This window comes from Leptolyngbya sp. CCY15150 (assembly GCF_016888135.1).
GTDB lineage: Bacteria > Cyanobacteriota > Cyanobacteriia > RECH01 > RECH01 > RECH01.
Genome location: NZ_JACSWB010000147.1, coordinates 160,633 through 176,568, shown reverse-complemented (window position 1 = coordinate 176,568; position 15,936 = coordinate 160,633). Strand labels below are relative to the sequence as shown.

The window sequence follows — 15,936 nt, the reverse complement described above, 5'->3', positions numbered from 1 at the left end:
ATGCGGTTTGATGAGATGCGGATTAGATCTAAGTCGCCCAACAGCTTAACAGTTCCGTTCATCTCACGGCATCCGGACGATTGCTGAGGACGATACCCGTTGGGGATAGCCCCAGATCACCGTTTCATGTTTGTAGATTACGGTACCGGGCTTGGCACCTTTGGGCTTATAGACATGCTTGGGAGCCGTGTAGACCACCGGGGCTTGGTCACTCTGGCGAGCGCGGCTATAGTAGGCTGCAATGTTAGCGGTGAACTGCAGGTCGGCATCATCGGCAACTCTGCCCGCATCTAGACGCAAAAGCACATGGCTGCCGGGAATTTGCTGGGTGTGAAACCACAGGTCATAGTCGGTAGCAAGACGGCTGGTGAGGTCATCGTTTTGGCGATTATTGCGTCCCACCAACACATCAAAGCCGCTGGGGCTGCGGTAGCGATGAAAGCTTTCGGGGTCAGGGGCACTGGCAGCGCGATCGCGACGGCGAGGATCCTTGATGTAGCCTTGCTGGCTCAGTTCTTCATAAATATCTTCCAGGGCACTGAGATCCGTAGGCTCCCGGTAGGCGTCTAATTGAGCGATCGCTACCTCCAGTTGATCAAGGTAGGCCACGTCGCCCTGGGCCTCGGCCAGCAGGGGGGCGATCGCCTCCCGCGATCGCTTCAATTTTTGATGACGTTTGTAGAGCAATTGGGCATTTTGCACCCCCGTTTTCTGAGGATTGAGGGGAATGGCGATCGGTTCATGGGTTTCAAAATCAGGCAGGAGAATCTGGGTCATGCCAGGTTGCCATTCATGCCCATAGGCCATCAGCAAATCAGCCCATTGGCGATCGCGATCGGCTTCCTCTGACAGGACGAGACGACTCTGAAAATCCTGCACCTTATGATTGAGCTTTTTCTGTAGCGTGAGGATCCGCTGGGAGATCTGATGGCGCAGTTGGTCGAAAATCTGCTGATTACGCTGATCGGTGTAGTACTGATCAAGCAACGCCTGGACGCTACTAGCAGGTTGCACTACCCCCCAGCCCATCACCGTATAGCCCTGCGATCGCCATCCCGGCTTAAACCGTTCCTGGTGCAAGGACTGGAGCCATTCTTGCCATCGCTCATACAGCCGCTGCCAGTCTGCAAGGGTCAGGTCATCAGTGGTGCAGTCTAGGGACAGATCCGCCATCTCCAGCATCGACACAACTAGATTAGAACTCAGCCCACAATAGACCTTCATCAGATTGCGCTTGAGGGGACCGGGAATCAAACAAAGGCGATCGCGCCAGTCGTCTAGCGATTCCTGCCGTGACGGCGCATCTTCCAACATGCGAGGCGGCATCTCGTAGGGCTGTCCGGTTTGAATCGGACGCACGCTGGACTGCTGCCGACTCACCTGATGGGCAGCGGTGACAATAGTTTGATCGGCATGGGTCAAAATTGCATTGCTATATTTGCCCATAATCTCCACGTAGAGATGCCACAAAGGCGGCTCCCCCGGACGCTGGGCAAACTGAAAATCCACCACCCGTTCCCAGGGATGAATCAGGTCAACGGCAACCAACGCCAAACCACCCAATTGATGCTTAAGCTGCTGACTGAAGGTAAAAGTATCCGGCGTCCGCGGCGGTGGGCCGCCTAGGCAGAGGTGGGCGGCCTGCGGATGCCAGCAAATATTCAGCCAACTCCGGCCCTCTAGGGTGCGCAGGGCTAGGGAAACCATATGGCGATCGCGTTGATAGACCTGCTCTAGGCGCGCCGGCAGCCAGCCATCTCGCAACTCAGCACAAACCGCCGTCAATGTCGTCAAATCTACCGGTTGCACAGCCCTATCCCTCGTCAGTTCTATCCATCACCTAGGGCACCGCACCGAGGCACGGCAGCTAGCCATCACCTAGGGCTCAACGCTTGGGTGGGCAACCATCTAGCTGAGCAGCCAGCATTCGTGCCCACAACCCAGTATGTTGCACCATCACGCCCAGCCTCCAGTCTATCGCCACCCCTGCGGCCCCAACGACCACGCCCCATGAAATCTATAAAAAGTTTATGAGATCCTGGATTTTCTAAGAGAATCCTGGATTTTTGTTGTTTTTTAGGATTCTCAAGTCGTTTTAACCCCTAGGATGTGGTTATGTTGAGGGCTAGCTTAGACTCAAGCGACCTATCCCCTAGATCATATCCCCACTGCTACGATGGCAACGCAGCACACCGATCATGCACATAGCAGCCGTTGTGAAGTAGTCACCCCATCCTCTAGCACCATCCCCTAGTCCCTAGGCACCACCATGTTTTTTCTATGACTGGACAATTGATCAACCTAGGATTTGATCACACAATGGCAGCAGGGCAACTGATCGCCATTGTCGATGCTGACTCAGCTCCCATTCGACGACTCATCCATCACGCCCGTGATCAGGCTCAGTTGACCCATGCCACCCAGGGGCGATCGCCTCGTACCGTGATCATCAGCCACCTGCTCGATCCTTGGACGATCAACCCACCCAAGATGTGCGATCGCACCGTGCCAGCTCCAGGAACATGGCATCTGACCCTGTCTGCACTGCAGGCGGAAACCATCACCCATCGGCTGATCATGCACCCGCAGGTGCCTCGTTCTGCTCTATCGGCTAGCAAGCCACCTAACCCTATGGATATTCGGCTCATTAATATCGGATTTGGCAATATTGTCTCTGCCAATCGAGTCGTGGCGATCGTTAGCCCCGAATCTGCTCCCATTAAACGCTTAATTACAGACGCCCGAGAACGGGGACAGTTGGTCGATGCCACCTATGGTCGCCGCACAAGGGCCGTGATTGTTATGGATTTTGGGCACGTTATTTTATCGGCTATCCAACCAGAAACCGTCGCCAATCGCTTTGTCACCCCCAAAGATACTGCCCCCAAAGATGGTTGACGGCCCCATTCCTGGATCAATCGGTCTAGCCCTGCCCGACAGTTTATTAAGTTAAGTAACATTCATTCAGATTTTGCCGAGGATCCATCGACTCATACACCCTATCGCCTAGTGATATATGCTTCCTTGGCTGATGCTCACGATCGCCAAGCCATCTCAAAGACGATCTGAAGCCACCAAGGTCAGAATCCCGAAAACCCCGTAGAATCTACATTAGGTAGCAGGAACTGCGGGGTGATACTCACCCAACCCTACGGTGGGTAAGAGAACTACCGCAAGTTAGAGAAGCGATCGCCCCGTCGCGATCGGAGAAAACCCCAGAATAAGTCTGCTTTGGTACATGTTCCTCCTTGCCATATGGAGGCGATTTATGGAACACTTCTTTATACACTTTCATTTTCACAAACGTCTTGTCAAACTGGTTTAGAGCTTGGGGCAGGTCGCTTCAAGAACTAGCCGGCAAGTATGCCGGCTGCTCGATTGCACGTTCACACTATGCCTACAATGGGTACTGCGTGAGCATAATCGGCAAACCGATTAGGATAAACCTGAAGGAAGCGTTGAAACACGAATTAGGAGGAGCGTAGTCGATGGGACTACCTTGGTACCGCGTACATACAGTCGTCCTGAACGATCCAGGTCGTCTGATTTCTGTGCATTTGATGCATACGGCTCTTGTGGCAGGCTGGGCTGGATCGATGGCTCTATATGAGCTAGCGATCTTTGATCCAAGCGACCCAGTTCTCAACCCCATGTGGCGGCAAGGCATGTTCGTCATGCCCTTCATGGCACGCCTAGGGGTTACGGGTTCTTGGGGTGGATGGAGCATCACCGGTGAAACGGGTGTTGATCCAGGGTTTTGGTCATTTGAAGGGGTAGCAGCCGCCCATATCATTCTTTCTGGTCTGCTATTCCTAGCTGCCTGTTGGCACTGGGTATTTTGGGATCTAGAGCTGTTTAGAGACCCTCGGACGGGCGAAGCAGCACTAGACTTACCTAAAATGTTTGGGATTCATCTATTCCTTTCTGGTCTACTGTGCTTTGGCTTTGGTGCATTCCACCTCACGGGTCTCTTTGGCCCTGGAATGTGGGTGTCCGATCCCTACGGGGTGACGGGCAGCATTCAGCCTGTGGCTCCGGCTTGGGGCCCCGAAGGGTTTGATCCATTCAACCCAGGGGGCATTGTGGCCCATCACATTGCCGCCGGAGTAGTCGGAATTATCGCTGGACTCTTTCATATTGCTGTGCGTCCTCCCGAGCGTCTGTTTAAGGCCTTGCGGATGGGGAACATCGAAACTGTATTGTCGAGCAGTATTGCCGCCGTGTTCTTTGCCGCCTTCGTGGTTGCAGGAACCATGTGGTATGGCAGTGCAGCTACTCCCATTGAACTCTATGGGCCAACTCGCTATCAGTGGGATGGCGGATACTTCCAGCAAGAAATTGAGCGTCGCGTTCAGGCAGGCGTTGCGGCTGGGCAAACTGAAGAGCAAGCCTGGGCTCAAATTCCAGAGAAGCTAGCCTTCTATGACTACGTGGGTAACAGCCCTGCAAAGGGTGGTTTGTTCCGTACTGGAGCGATGGATAAGGGCGACGGAATTGCCCAAACCTGGCTGGGTCACCCGACGTTCACCGATGGCGAAGGTCGTGTGCTTTCTGTGCGCCGCCTGCCTAACTTCTTTGAAACCTTCCCAGTGGTCTTGATTGACCAAGATGGTGTCATTCGGGCTGATATTCCTTTCCGTCGGGCAGAGTCGAAGTATAGCTTCGAGCAAACCGGCGTAACCGTCTCCTTCTTGGGAGGGGAATTGAACGGTCAAACCTTTGACGATCCAGCAACGGTGAAACGCTATGCGCGTAAAGCCCAGTTGGGTGAGCCCTTTGACTTTGATCGGGAAACCCTGAACTCTGACGGGGTCTTCCGTACCAGCACCCGTGGCTGGTTTACCTACGGTCATGCTGTCTTTGCGCTACTGTTCTTCTTCGGTCATATCTGGCATGGCTCTCGGACTCTGTTCCGGGATGTGTTTGCTGGGGTTGACCCTGAGCTCTCGGAAGAGCAAGTGGAATGGGGCTTCTACCAGAAGGTGGGTGACAAATCTACCCGTCGGAAAGAAGCAATCTAAGCATGTGAAGAGGACTCAACCGAGGGCGATCGCCAGTCGATGGCTTTCAGGTTGGGTCTTTCTTGCATTTGTTTGTAGACTAAAGATAGATGTAGTAAGAAGGTCAAGCCATGGAAAGTGTTGCTTACATTCTGGTTTTAATTGGGGCGCTCGGCACAATTTTCTTTGCGATCGCCTTTCGTGAACCCCCTCGTATTACCAAAGACTAGGCTAGACCCTGGCACAGAGTTGACAAAACGTTGTGCCTCCTAGTCCAACATGAATCATCATGTCTACAAGAGTTGCACACCGGTGCGGCTCTTTTTTTGTAGGACAGATTTGAGGCGTCTGCTAGTTCAGCAATCAGCAACAGGTCTGTAGGTGTTAAGTATTGTTACTGCCGTACCCACACCGATCAACCCAAGTCGATCAGAAACAGTACACCATCTAGATTTGCTACATCCCTGAGCTAATCAGCACTAGCTGCAGTGGGCAAGGGCTAGATTTGAGTCTTTTTGTAGCTTGGATGTATTCTTAAGGGAGGTGATTCGTCAGGGTTTGTATTCGGTAGTCAAGTTGCAGAAATGGGTTAAGTTTGCGACCATAGCTCCGACATAACTCTCGGCTGACCGTCTGCTGATAGGGTTGCTCCTAGGCGATCGCCCGCCGACCTCATTGACCTTGATCTAAGGCCTTCACTATGCGGTGTCCCTTTTGCCAGTTTACAAATAATCGCGTGCTAGAGTCCCGCGCAGCGGAGTCGGGGCAAAGCGTGCGCCGCCGTCGGGAGTGCTTACGCTGTGGTCGTCGCTTCACCACCTATGAACGCATTGAATTTGTCCCCATTACGGTCGTCAAGCGAGATGGCGATCGCGAATCCTTTGACCGTTCCAAAGTCTTGCGGGGGATTGTTCATGCCTGCGAGAAAACTGGCGTCTCGGCTGAACAGATCGAGAATTTCGTCGATGAACTAGAGTCAGAACTGCAACTGCAAGCTGCCCGCGAAGTCTTAAGCACTGAAATTGGAGACCTAGTTCTACAACGGTTGCAGCGTTTTAACGAGGTTGCCTATATTCGGTTTGCCTCCGTATATCGTCAGTTTCAAGGTATCCAAGACTTCATCGATACCCTCAATCATCTTCAGCAACACCAGGGAGACGATGGAGCCCGACCATCCCCCTTTGCTCACCGTGAAACCTTAGACCATGATGCGCCCTTTGATGAGGCTCTAGACGACATGGCACCCTCCCTAAAATTGCTGTCCTAGCCATGCGGTAGATCTCAAATCTCCATCAACCGCCTTGTAGGGAGCTGTTAGGCGAAGCCGTAACGCACCACTGTCTTGAGCGGCTTTGAGCGTGCATGTCTACGATCGCTCCCCCAAACCGGGCATAGGGCCAGCAGATCTACGTAGAGGCGCTAAGAATCCCCGACCATTGCACCTGCTTTTGCTTCGTGCGGCGGTAGGAAAAGAAGTCTTGGGGGCTTTGATAGGTGCAGTGGGGAGCGATCGCCACCTGCTGAGGCTCCAAGCCCAGATGCTCTAACTGCAGTTGGTTAATGCGCCGCACATCAATCCGCACCCGCTCCGGATGCTCATCGGGGTAAATAGGCGGATTGGGTAAGTTCTGTAGTTTCTGGAGTACGCTCTCGATCGACTCGGGGGATGCGGTGGCTGAATCTTCCTTGGGCCGATCCGTCAAGCTTTCACCCAGTTCCGCCGCCACGGTTTTAGACACTTGATACACCTCGCCAGCGATCGCTGGCCCCATAGCCACCTGCAAATCTGCTAGACAGCTACCCTGAGACTGCAGGCGGGCGATCGCTTGGGGCACAATCCGCGCCGCCGTACCGCGCCAACCGGCATGAATGGCCGCCACCTGTCCCGTGTGGCGATCGCCGATCAACACCGGCACACAATCAGCACTACAGACCCAGAGAGACTGCGTATCACCATCAGAAACCAAACCATCAGCAGCATGTAGGGTATCATCTTGCCCATCCCCGAGCGGCTGTTGGAGTTCGCTCGGGGTCAGCACCCGGTTGCCATGCACCTGCTTCACCCGGTTCACCTGGGCATGGGGATGAAACACCTGCACCAGATCCTGGGGGAGCTGGGGCCAAAACTGTTGCGTAAAAAATCCATGCCGCCATGGGGCCAACAGGCTACAGGTGAGATAACGGCGATCGCCCCAGGTTGTCCACTGCCAAGTCTGCATGATGGTTATCGTGATATTGCGTTAATCCTGAAGCCTTGCGCGCCATCCAAGTCTACCGTCAGCTTAACCTACAGTCGAGATACCGTAGAACTCCCAAATGATCACCGTCTAGATTGAGTCCTAGAGCCCTAGCACAAGCTGGAGTTGGGGTTCGGGCTTAGCCGTATCGGGCAAAGGTTCGGGGCAGGCGCAGGCAGCGGAGCAATATTTGGCATAGGCACAGCGATCGCATTGTTCTCCGGCAAACGGCTGCCAGCGGCGATCGTGACGCAGTTCTAGCGCCAGCTCACTGATCAAGGCCGTCACCCGCTCTCGGTGAAAGGGCGTCACCTCAAAACTCACCTTATCGCCCGTGCGCAGGTAAATGAGGCTCAGTTGCTTCAAACTCCGCTGATAATGTTGCTCTAGGGCTAGGTAATACAGTCCAATCTGTAGGTCAAGTTCATCCGATTCGCTCAGATTGACATCTTTGGTGGACTTGTAGTCAATCAGCTCTAGCCCATCATCCAGGTAGTCAATCCGGTCATAGCGCCCCGACAGCGAAAATTCCAGATTCTCCACCTGCAGCGTTCCCTGAATGCGCCCCTCCACCGCCAGCGGCCGACGCATGGCTGCTTCCGCCATAATGAACTCATGGTAGTACCGCCGCAGAATTCCCCGTCCCTCTTCCAGTTGCTTACTGCTCAGGCCATTGCTCTGCTGGTTCCAACAATGCTCAATCCACTCTAGGGCCGGCAGAGCGTCTTGATAGTGCCAATCTCGATAAATTTGCGCCAAGGCTTGATGGAGCGATGTTCCCAACGCAGCCGAACCAAAGAAGGCCGTCCCCGGAAGCTTTCGTTCATAGCGAAAATAGTAAGATTTAGGGCAGCGATCGTAGCACTGAAGCTTAGCTGCGGAGAGAGGATAGGTCATAACTTGACGGCAGCCAACGCAGGGTGGATGGAAACATGAGTAGGCGATCGCATGTCAGCCGGGATACATGCCCCATGCAGTCTTTCTCTATGATGGCACTAGGCCTAGGATTCGCATAGGTTCATCTGTATCTGGGCTGTCTATACCTAGCGGATCTCTCTATCCCTACATTGCGCCCATGTCGGCAGCAGCGATCGCCCTGAATGGCACAACTCCAACGCGAATGGAATACTAGAAACATCCTGCGTTAAGACTGAGCGCTGTGAACGAGGCGATCGCGGGAAAAATGCTACATCTGGTGAACGAGTGAAGGGTATTCATGTTAAGTCGCATCAAAGAAATTGCAGAAACACTGGCTCCTCGGTTAATTGAAATTCGTCGCCACATCCATGCCCATCCGGAGCTGAGCGGACAGGAATATCAAACAGCGGCCTACGTGGCCGGGGTCTTGTCATCCTGCGGGCTCTCCGTTCAAGAACTAGTGGGCAAAACCGGGGTGATTGGTGAACTAGAGGGACTAGGGCAAGACGATCGCCTCCTAGCCATTCGCACCGATATGGATGCCCTGCCCATTCAAGAGCGCACCAATGTAGCCTATACATCGCGATTTAAAGGCATGATGCACGCCTGCGGTCATGATGTTCACACCACGGTAGGGCTGGGCACTGCCATGGTGCTTTCCCAGATTGATCCGCTACCCGGACGCGTGCGCTTCTTGTTTCAACCCGCCGAGGAAACGGCCCAGGGAGCCTCTTGGATGATCCGGGATGGTGCCATGCATCATGTGAGCGCCATTCTTGGGGTGCATACCTTTCCATCAATCTTGGGCGGCTGCGTTGGGATTCGCTATGGAGCGCTGACGGCGGCGGCGGATGATTTAGAAATTGTCATTTTGGGAGAGTCTGGCCATGGCGCTCGTCCCCATGAGGCGATCGACGCCATTTGGATTGCGGCCCAGGTAGTCACCACGCTGCAGCAGGCCATTAGCCGCACCCATAATCCCCTCCGACCTGTGGTGTTAACCATTGGGCAAATCAGCGGCGGTCGGGCTCCCAATGTCATCGCCGATCAAGTGCGGCTGGTGGGTACGGTGCGATCGCTCCATCCTGAAACCAGTGCCGAGTTGCCGGGGTGGGTAGAGTCCATTGTCGATGGTGTCTGCCAAATGTATGGAGCGCGCTACACCGTCAACTATCGGCGCGGGGTGCCGTCGGTGCAAAATGACCCATCTCTCACGCAAGTGGTTGAACTTGCCGCTCAGGAGGCCTGGGGCAGCGATCGCATCCAACGCTTAGATGAACCATCCCTGGGGGCAGAAGATTTTGCCCTATACCTAGAACATGCTCCCGGCACCATGTTTCGCCTGGGAGTAGGCTACGACGATCAGCCCAACTATCCCCTGCATCATCCACAGTTTCAGGTGAATGAGATGGCGATCGTCACTGGCGTAGTCACCCTGGCCTACAGCGCCTATTTGTATTGGCAGCAGCAGCCATAATCTTGCCTAGGCAGCCATGAATATAGAGCCACAGAGCATATTTATGAAAGATTTATAGAGCATTATGCTAGACCAAGCATTTTCACGGTCGTCGGAGGCGATCGCCCCTGCCTAGACTAGTAGAGTCAGGGAGATAGCTTTTTGGTGAGTGATGGCGACGAAGCGAGCCATCTACAAGGACATCAATGAGGGTGTAATCGGTAAGATCTGGACTCCGCCGTTAGTGGATCAGTCAGATTGCGCCATTCATTTATAATCACGTCGCAGAGATTTCTAGGATGATTTCGTTACCCTGACGGCGACAGCTACAGCGCTCTACACACGTTTTTTTGAACGATGTGACGCGCAGGTTAGCCATAGCTAGCCGATGGAAAGATTACAACTCCGATCGAAATACGAGACAATAGGACTAGATTGTGCGACTCAGTACTAGCCATGGAGAAGCAACTCGGCTTCATCGTCGATATGGGTAGGTCGTATTTCGAGAAGAGCGATCAGTGTCGCGTCGGGTATCGTTTGACAAGCACATGATTTCTCTAGTGTACATAACTGGCTGATATGGGTGACCCTACCATGTTGCTGAATTCTGATGACCCGTTGACTATGTCCTTACCCCCTATGAGCCCAGGTACATCCCCGCCTGACACCTACGCAGACTCGGTGATCGGTGCCGCTATTTTTGACCCCAGCGGGCTGCCGAAAGAGTATTTTACTACCCCAGAAAGTGGTGATATTGGCTGGGTTCAAACCATCTTCCAGGCCCTAGGGCTGCGATCGCTGCTGATGTCATCGCTGCGGCTGGAGGGCTTTAGCCACGCCATCATCCATGGCAGCGGCTACTTTGCCATCGTGGTGAAGCAAAAAGCCAATTACATCGCCCTGCTGGTTCGCCAAAACGATCTGCGCGGCGTATCCCAATCCTTTGTGCGCTGGGTGCATGAATTTGAGCCCAGTACCCTACGAGACCATCCCCGCTTTAATTCTGTCTAAGATCGTCTGGGACATCCTGCCAATCTTTCTCTAGAAGGTAGATAGTAGGCTTCCCAATCTTGCGGTCGAGATATTGCGGTCGAGATATTCTGCCGCTCATCACTAACTGAGAGCGATCGCGTTCCTAGGATAGACAGGTTCCACAGAAACGCGATCGCTTATGGATCCACCAGCTATAGCCAGCAAGATCGCTGGATAGTTAAATATCCAAATCCGTTAGGTCGAGCCTAGAGCCATAGGTTTCAATGAACTCCCGGCGAGGGGCTACGCGATCGCCCATTAGCACCGTAAAGATGCGATCGGCTTCGGCAGCATCCTCAATTTCCACGCGCTTGAGGGTGCGGGTGTCGGGATTCATCGTGGTACTCCACAACTGCTCCGGCATCATTTCACCCAAGCCCTTAAAACGCTGGATATCGTACTTGGCATTGTCTGGGAAGCCACTAATAATTTGATTGCGTTCGCGATCGCTGTAGCAATAGTAGTGGTTGCGTCCCCGTTCAATCTTGTAGAGCGGCGGACAGGCAATGTACACAAACCCCTGATCCACCATGGCCCGCTGATAGCGGTAGAAGAAGGTGAGCAGCAGGGTGCGAATGTGGGCACCGTCTACATCCGCGTCCGTCATGATGATGATGCGGTGGTAGCGCAGTTGGGCGGAGTCGAATTCATCCCCCTTAATACCTAGACCTAGCGCCGTGATTAACGCTTGTACTTCCGTATTTTTATAGATCTTGGCATCATCGGTTTTTTCGATGTTGATGATTTTACCGCGCAACGGCAGAATGGCTTGAAACTGGCGATCGCGCCCCTGTTTTGCCGAGCCGCCCGCAGAATCTCCCTCAACGATGAAGATTTCCGACTCGCTAGGATCCCGAGAGCTACAGTCTGCCAGCTTCCCTGGCAGGGTCGATGATTCTAATACCGACTTCCGGCGCACCAGTTCACGAGCCCGACGAGCTGCTTCCGCCGCATTGAAGGCCTGAATCGCTTTTTCGAGAATGGCATCCGCCACAGCCGGACGAAACTCTAGATATTCCGTCAGGGTTTCATTCACCAAGGAATCGACAATTCCCCGGACTTCCATGTTGCCCAGCTTGGTCTTGGTTTGCCCTTCAAACTCAGGGTCAGGCACCTTCACAGAAATGACGCCGGTGAGCCCCTCGCGGATGTTTTCACCTCCCAAGTTGGAGTCGCTCTCTTTTAGCTTGTTGCGCTTACGGGCGATCGAGTTCATGGTGCGGGTGAGCACCGTTTTCAAACCCTCTAGGTGCGTCCCGCCATCAATGGTGCGAATATTGTTGGCAAAGCCTAGCAGGTTGTCGGTGTAGGCATCCGAGCACCATTGCAGCGCCACTTCCACCTGCACATTGTTGCGTTCACCTGAGACAAAAATAATCTCTTCGTGAATCGGCTGCTTATCGTTGTTGATGTAGGCGACGTACTCCTTAATGCCCCCGGCATAGTGGAACACATCGCAGCGCGGCACATCCCGCTTGATCAGCTCTAGACGTTCATCGGTGAAGACAATTTCTACCCCAGCATTGAGGTAGGCCAATTCCCGCAGCCGACCCGACAGGGTGTTGTAGTCAAACTCAATCCCTGTGGCAAAGATTTGGGTATCGGGCTTAAACTGCACCGCGGTACCGGTACGATGGTCGGGACAGGGGGCGATCGCCAACTCCCCAATGGGCAAGCCGCGTTCAAACCGCTGGGTATGCACCTTCTTCTCGCGCCAGACGGTCACTTCTACCCATTCCGACAGGGCATTGACCACGGAAATACCTACCCCGTGCAGACCACCAGAAACCTTGTAGCCACCACCGCCAAATTTACCGCCGGCGTGGAGAACCGTCATCACCGTTTCCAAGGCCGATCGGCCGGTTGAGGGATGGATGTCGGTAGGAATACCACGCCCGTCGTCCACCACCACCACCGAGCCATCCGCTTTCAGCGTCACTTGAATCTTCTGGCAGTGGCCAGCGAGGGCTTCATCGACAGAATTATCCACCACCTCGTACACTAGATGGTGCAGTCCGCGAGGGCCGGTGGTGCCGATATACATTCCTGGACGCTTACGAACAGGCTCTAACCCTTCAAGAACCTGAATCTGATCAGCACCATAGTTTTCAGCCATGAATGAAGCGCTCCTATACTGACCTGAAGCCGCTAAAGACTTCTGAATATCAAAAAACACCTAAATTCTAACACAAAAGGCTTGAGGGCGATTTTAGATGGATTTCAGATAAGTTTTACTGTGGGGGTGGTTAAAGGCTTACCTGAAGGGGGTTGACGGGAGAGGCAGCGATCGCCCTTAGCGACGACGATCATGGTTCCCAACCGAGTGCCTCAACCCTGGTGTTCCAACCCTATTGTATCGACCCATGGGGTTAATTAATACATTTGTACTGATATGTTAATTGTAGTGTGTGGCCCAACCGCGACGGGCAAATCGGGGTTGGCGGTAGAGCTGGCCCAGCGGCTGCAGAGCTGCATCATCAATGCCGACTCGCGGCAGGTTTACCGGGAATTGGACATTGGAACCGCGAAACCATCCAAGGCAGATCAGATGCAGGTGCCCCACCATCTGCTGGATATCTGCGACCCCACCGAGACCCTGACCTTGGCGGGCTACCAAGAGCGGGCGACCACCGTGATTGACCAGATCCATCGCTCCACCCGTGGATGGGCAAGAGTTCCCTTGCTGGTGGGCGGCTCGGGACTGTACATCAAAGCCATTGTTAATGGCCTCCTCATTCCCCGAGTGGCTCCCAATCCTGAGTTGCGATCGCAACTCCAAGCCCTTGGCCAATCTCAATGTTATGCGATGTTGCGCCAAGTGGACGCGATCGCTGGCCAACGCATCCATGCCCATGATAAAACCCGCACCATCCGCGCCCTGGAAGTGTTCTACACCACGGGCATTCCCCTCTCATCCCAGCAGGGCGAGCAGCCGCCCACCTATCCTATTTATCAGATTGGCCTGGATTGCCTCGCCGACAGCGATCGCCTCCAGCAGCGCATTGAGCAACGCACGGCCCAGATGCTGGAGCAGGGCTTGGTAGAGGAAGTGGCAGGTCTATGCGATCGCTACGGCAGGGATCTACCGTTGCTCAGCACCCTGGGCTATCAAGACATCAAAGACTACCTCGCAGGAACCACCTCTCTCCCAGAAGCTGAGCAACTGATTGCGCTACACACCCGTCAGTTTGCCAAACGGCAGCGCACCTGGTTTCGGGCCGATCAGCGAATTCATTGGTTTGACAGCGATGCACCGGATCTGATCGATCAGGTCTGGCGGGATCTTCAGGTTCACTTTCTTGATCACGCTAAGGATCTAGAGTCGGTTCACCTAGAGCCGGTTAACGGTTGAGCGATCGCCGCATGGGGTCAGGAACGCCCATGGACGAACTACCAGCGATCGCCCGCAGATTTTGGCAGCGCAGCAGCTCGGTAAAATCCAACCCTGGACGGCGTTCGATAGCCGCCACCACCTCAATAGCATCCACCAAATGGCGGGCGGCCTCTGGTTCCGTATAGCCCCGACGCTGGGCCACCCGCAGGGCCGCTTCATCCGCCTCCAGCTCCAACTGGGGGCTGCGACTCCCGCGCCAAATTTGCGTGCCGGCCAGGGCAGTCAAGCCTCCGGCCGTCACCGCACCGATCGCATCTCCCTGGCTCAGTTCGATCAACGTACCCACTGCGCCCGCCAGCACGAGTCCTTGGTAGATGCTGGGCTGGAACCAGCGAATGGACGTCAGCCAAGCGACGGTACGCAACAGCATAAGATCGCGCTGGGGACGAGAAAGCTGTCCCCATAGATCAAAATTCACGTTGATCGGACGGGTGCGGTGCCAAGGCAGAGGAAAGGTCACATCCACCACCGCTGACTGCTCCGGGCGGCTGACCAGTTTGGTAACCATGCGCCCAGAGGCTGGCATGAGATCGAGCAACCGACGAATTTCGGGATCTGGATTCAGCATGGCTCACATATGAAGAACGAGGGGCGATCGCCCAGGAGAATAATCAAAATATCGTAGGCCCATAAGTAGCCTAGAATCATCCTACCCCAAGGCAGAAGAGCAGAAGCGTTCCACGCAACGGATAAAGATTTCAACGCCCATACTCAGGGCCGTTTCGTCGAAGTCAAAGCGGGGATGGTGGTGAGGATAGGCCAGATCTAGGCTAGGATTTGCCGATCCCAAAAAGAAGTAGCAGCCGGGCACCTGCTGTAGGAAAAAGGACATATCTTCACCGCCCATGGTCTGGCAGTTGGGCACCACCCCCAGCCCCGGTTCCACCACCTGTTCTGCAACCGATCGCACTAGGTCAGCGATCGCCCCATCGTTGATCACCGCTGGGTAGAGCTGCCAATAGTTCAGATCATAGGTCGCGCCATGGCTTTGGCAGACCCCAGCAATCACATCATCGATCCGTTTGCCAAAAAAGCCATCCAGAGCCGGATCAAAGTAGCGCACCGTACCGCTCAGTTCAGCTCGATGGGCAATGACGTTGTGGGCTTTACCCGCATGGAAGCTACCCACCGTCACCACCCCGGAGGTGAGGGGATCGAGGTTGCGGGCCACGATCGTCTGCAGAGCATTCACCACCTGGGCACCCACCACAAGTGCATCCACCGTTTGGTGGGGCATGGCTCCATGGCCACCCCGCCCTTGAATCATGCAGTCAAACAATTCCACCGCCGCCATCAGGGCACCGCTGCGCACCCCCACCGTTCCCAGGGGCAAATTATTCCACAAGTGCAAGCCAATAATCGCATCAGGACGCGGGTTTTCTAGCGCCCCGGCCTCAATCATCGGCTTGGCTCCGCCGGGGCCCTCCTCCGCCGGTTGAAACAAGATCTTCACGGTGCCGGCCAACTGGGCCCGGTGCTGGGCCAGGTAAAACGCCGTTCCCAGAGCGATCGCCACGTGGCCATCATGGCCACAGGCATGCATCAGCCCATCTCGCTGGGAGCGGTAGGGCACCTCATTGGCTTCCTGAATGGGCAGGGCATCCATATCGGCGCGAATGGCCAATACCGGCCCGGGGCGATCGCCTTGGATGACCGCCAAAATCCCCGTTTGGGCAACTTCCGTCTGATGCTCGATCCCCCAAGCCTGAAGCTGCTGGGCAATCACCTGAGCGGTGTGCCGTTCATGAAACGCCAGTTCAGGCTGCTGGTGTAGGGTACGCCGCCAGTCTACTAGCTGGGGCTGCAGCGCTTGAATCGATGAACGAATCCGAGAGCGATGGACAGGGAGAGGAGTTAGGGATGGAACGGCCATAGAGTGCGAGCTGGATGTAAGGTGGA

The 15,936-nt window shown here is 54.6% G+C and carries 13 protein-coding genes and 1 pseudogene; 8 read left to right on the top strand and 6 right to left on the bottom strand.

What is annotated here, in order from left to right; genetic code table 11:
* Positions 1 to 63 precede the first annotated feature (63 nt).
* Entirely contained in the window at positions 64 to 1,809 is a 1,746-nt protein-coding gene (locus JUJ53_RS06330; protein WP_204151137.1) for an NFACT RNA binding domain-containing protein, read from the bottom strand.
* A 471-nt stretch (positions 1,810 to 2,280) separates the two neighbouring features.
* Here JUJ53_RS06330 and JUJ53_RS25035 point away from each other — a divergent pair.
* The 5 genes and pseudogenes from JUJ53_RS25035 to nrdR all read left to right on the top strand — a co-directional run.
* Positions 2,281 to 2,439: pseudogene (locus JUJ53_RS25035) on the top strand (extracellular matrix/biofilm biosynthesis regulator RemA family protein); the annotation flags it as partial.
* Positions 2,440 to 2,631: 192 nt separating this feature from the next.
* Positions 2,632 to 2,898 (top strand): DUF370 domain-containing protein, encoded by a 267-nt coding sequence (locus JUJ53_RS06320; RefSeq protein ID WP_204151234.1) that lies wholly within the window; start codon positions 2,632 to 2,634, stop codon positions 2,896 to 2,898.
* Positions 2,899 to 3,488: 590 nt separating this feature from the next.
* A complete protein-coding gene (gene psbB, locus JUJ53_RS06315; RefSeq protein WP_204151136.1) occupies positions 3,489 to 5,021 on the top strand; it encodes a photosystem II chlorophyll-binding protein CP47 in 1,533 nt (510 codons plus the stop codon).
* A gap of 110 nt (positions 5,022 to 5,131) precedes the next feature.
* Complete coding sequence (locus tag JUJ53_RS06310; protein ID WP_204151135.1) at positions 5,132 to 5,230, top strand: photosystem II reaction center protein T; 99 nt, start codon at positions 5,132 to 5,134, stop codon at positions 5,228 to 5,230.
* A 470-nt stretch (positions 5,231 to 5,700) separates the two neighbouring features.
* Positions 5,701 to 6,267, top strand: coding sequence for a transcriptional regulator NrdR (nrdR, locus tag JUJ53_RS06305; protein WP_204151134.1), 567 nt, complete (start codon positions 5,701 to 5,703; stop codon positions 6,265 to 6,267).
* A gap of 139 nt (positions 6,268 to 6,406) precedes the next feature.
* Here the strand turns inward: nrdR and pgeF are convergent, their stop codons facing one another.
* Complete coding sequence (pgeF, locus tag JUJ53_RS06300) at positions 6,407 to 7,219, bottom strand: peptidoglycan editing factor PgeF (protein ID WP_204151133.1); 813 nt, start codon at positions 7,217 to 7,219, stop codon at positions 6,407 to 6,409.
* Between the two features lie 120 nt (positions 7,220 to 7,339).
* Positions 7,340 to 8,134, bottom strand: a complete 795-nt coding sequence (locus JUJ53_RS06295) for a PD-(D/E)XK nuclease family protein (RefSeq protein ID WP_204151132.1) — start codon at positions 8,132 to 8,134, stop codon at positions 7,340 to 7,342.
* 319 nt (positions 8,135 to 8,453) lie between these two features.
* Between JUJ53_RS06295 and JUJ53_RS06290 the strand changes: the two genes are divergently transcribed.
* A complete protein-coding gene (locus JUJ53_RS06290) occupies positions 8,454 to 9,632 on the top strand; it encodes a M20 family metallopeptidase (protein WP_204151131.1) in 1,179 nt (392 codons plus the stop codon).
* Between the two features lie 603 nt (positions 9,633 to 10,235).
* Entirely contained in the window at positions 10,236 to 10,622 is a 387-nt protein-coding gene (locus tag JUJ53_RS06285; RefSeq protein ID WP_239124816.1) for a hypothetical protein, read from the top strand.
* A gap of 199 nt (positions 10,623 to 10,821) precedes the next feature.
* Here JUJ53_RS06285 and gyrB read toward each other — a convergent pair whose 3' ends face one another.
* Positions 10,822 to 12,759 carry a DNA topoisomerase (ATP-hydrolyzing) subunit B gene (gyrB, locus tag JUJ53_RS06280; RefSeq protein ID WP_204151130.1) on the bottom strand — a complete coding sequence of 646 codons (1,938 nt, stop codon included), beginning with the start codon at positions 12,757 to 12,759 and terminating at the stop codon, positions 10,822 to 10,824.
* 276 nt (positions 12,760 to 13,035) lie between these two features.
* On the opposite strand from gyrB, the gene miaA reads away from it, so the two are divergent.
* Positions 13,036 to 13,995 carry a tRNA (adenosine(37)-N6)-dimethylallyltransferase MiaA gene (gene miaA / locus JUJ53_RS06275; protein WP_204151129.1) on the top strand — a complete coding sequence of 320 codons (960 nt, stop codon included), beginning with the start codon at positions 13,036 to 13,038 and terminating at the stop codon, positions 13,993 to 13,995.
* Here the strand turns inward: miaA and JUJ53_RS06270 are convergent.
* Both JUJ53_RS06270 and JUJ53_RS06265 read right to left on the bottom strand, forming a co-directional pair.
* Positions 13,985 to 14,602 carry a DUF3318 domain-containing protein gene (locus JUJ53_RS06270; protein WP_343327901.1) on the bottom strand — a complete coding sequence of 206 codons (618 nt, stop codon included), beginning with the start codon at positions 14,600 to 14,602 and terminating at the stop codon, positions 13,985 to 13,987. The two genes, miaA and JUJ53_RS06270, sit on opposite strands and share 11 nt — an antisense overlap.
* An 84-nt stretch (positions 14,603 to 14,686) precedes the next feature.
* On the bottom strand, positions 14,687 to 15,910 hold the full coding sequence (locus JUJ53_RS06265; protein WP_204151127.1) for a M20 family metallopeptidase: 1,224 nt from the start codon (positions 15,908 to 15,910) through the stop codon (positions 14,687 to 14,689).
* Between the last annotated feature and the right edge of the window lie 26 nt (positions 15,911 to 15,936).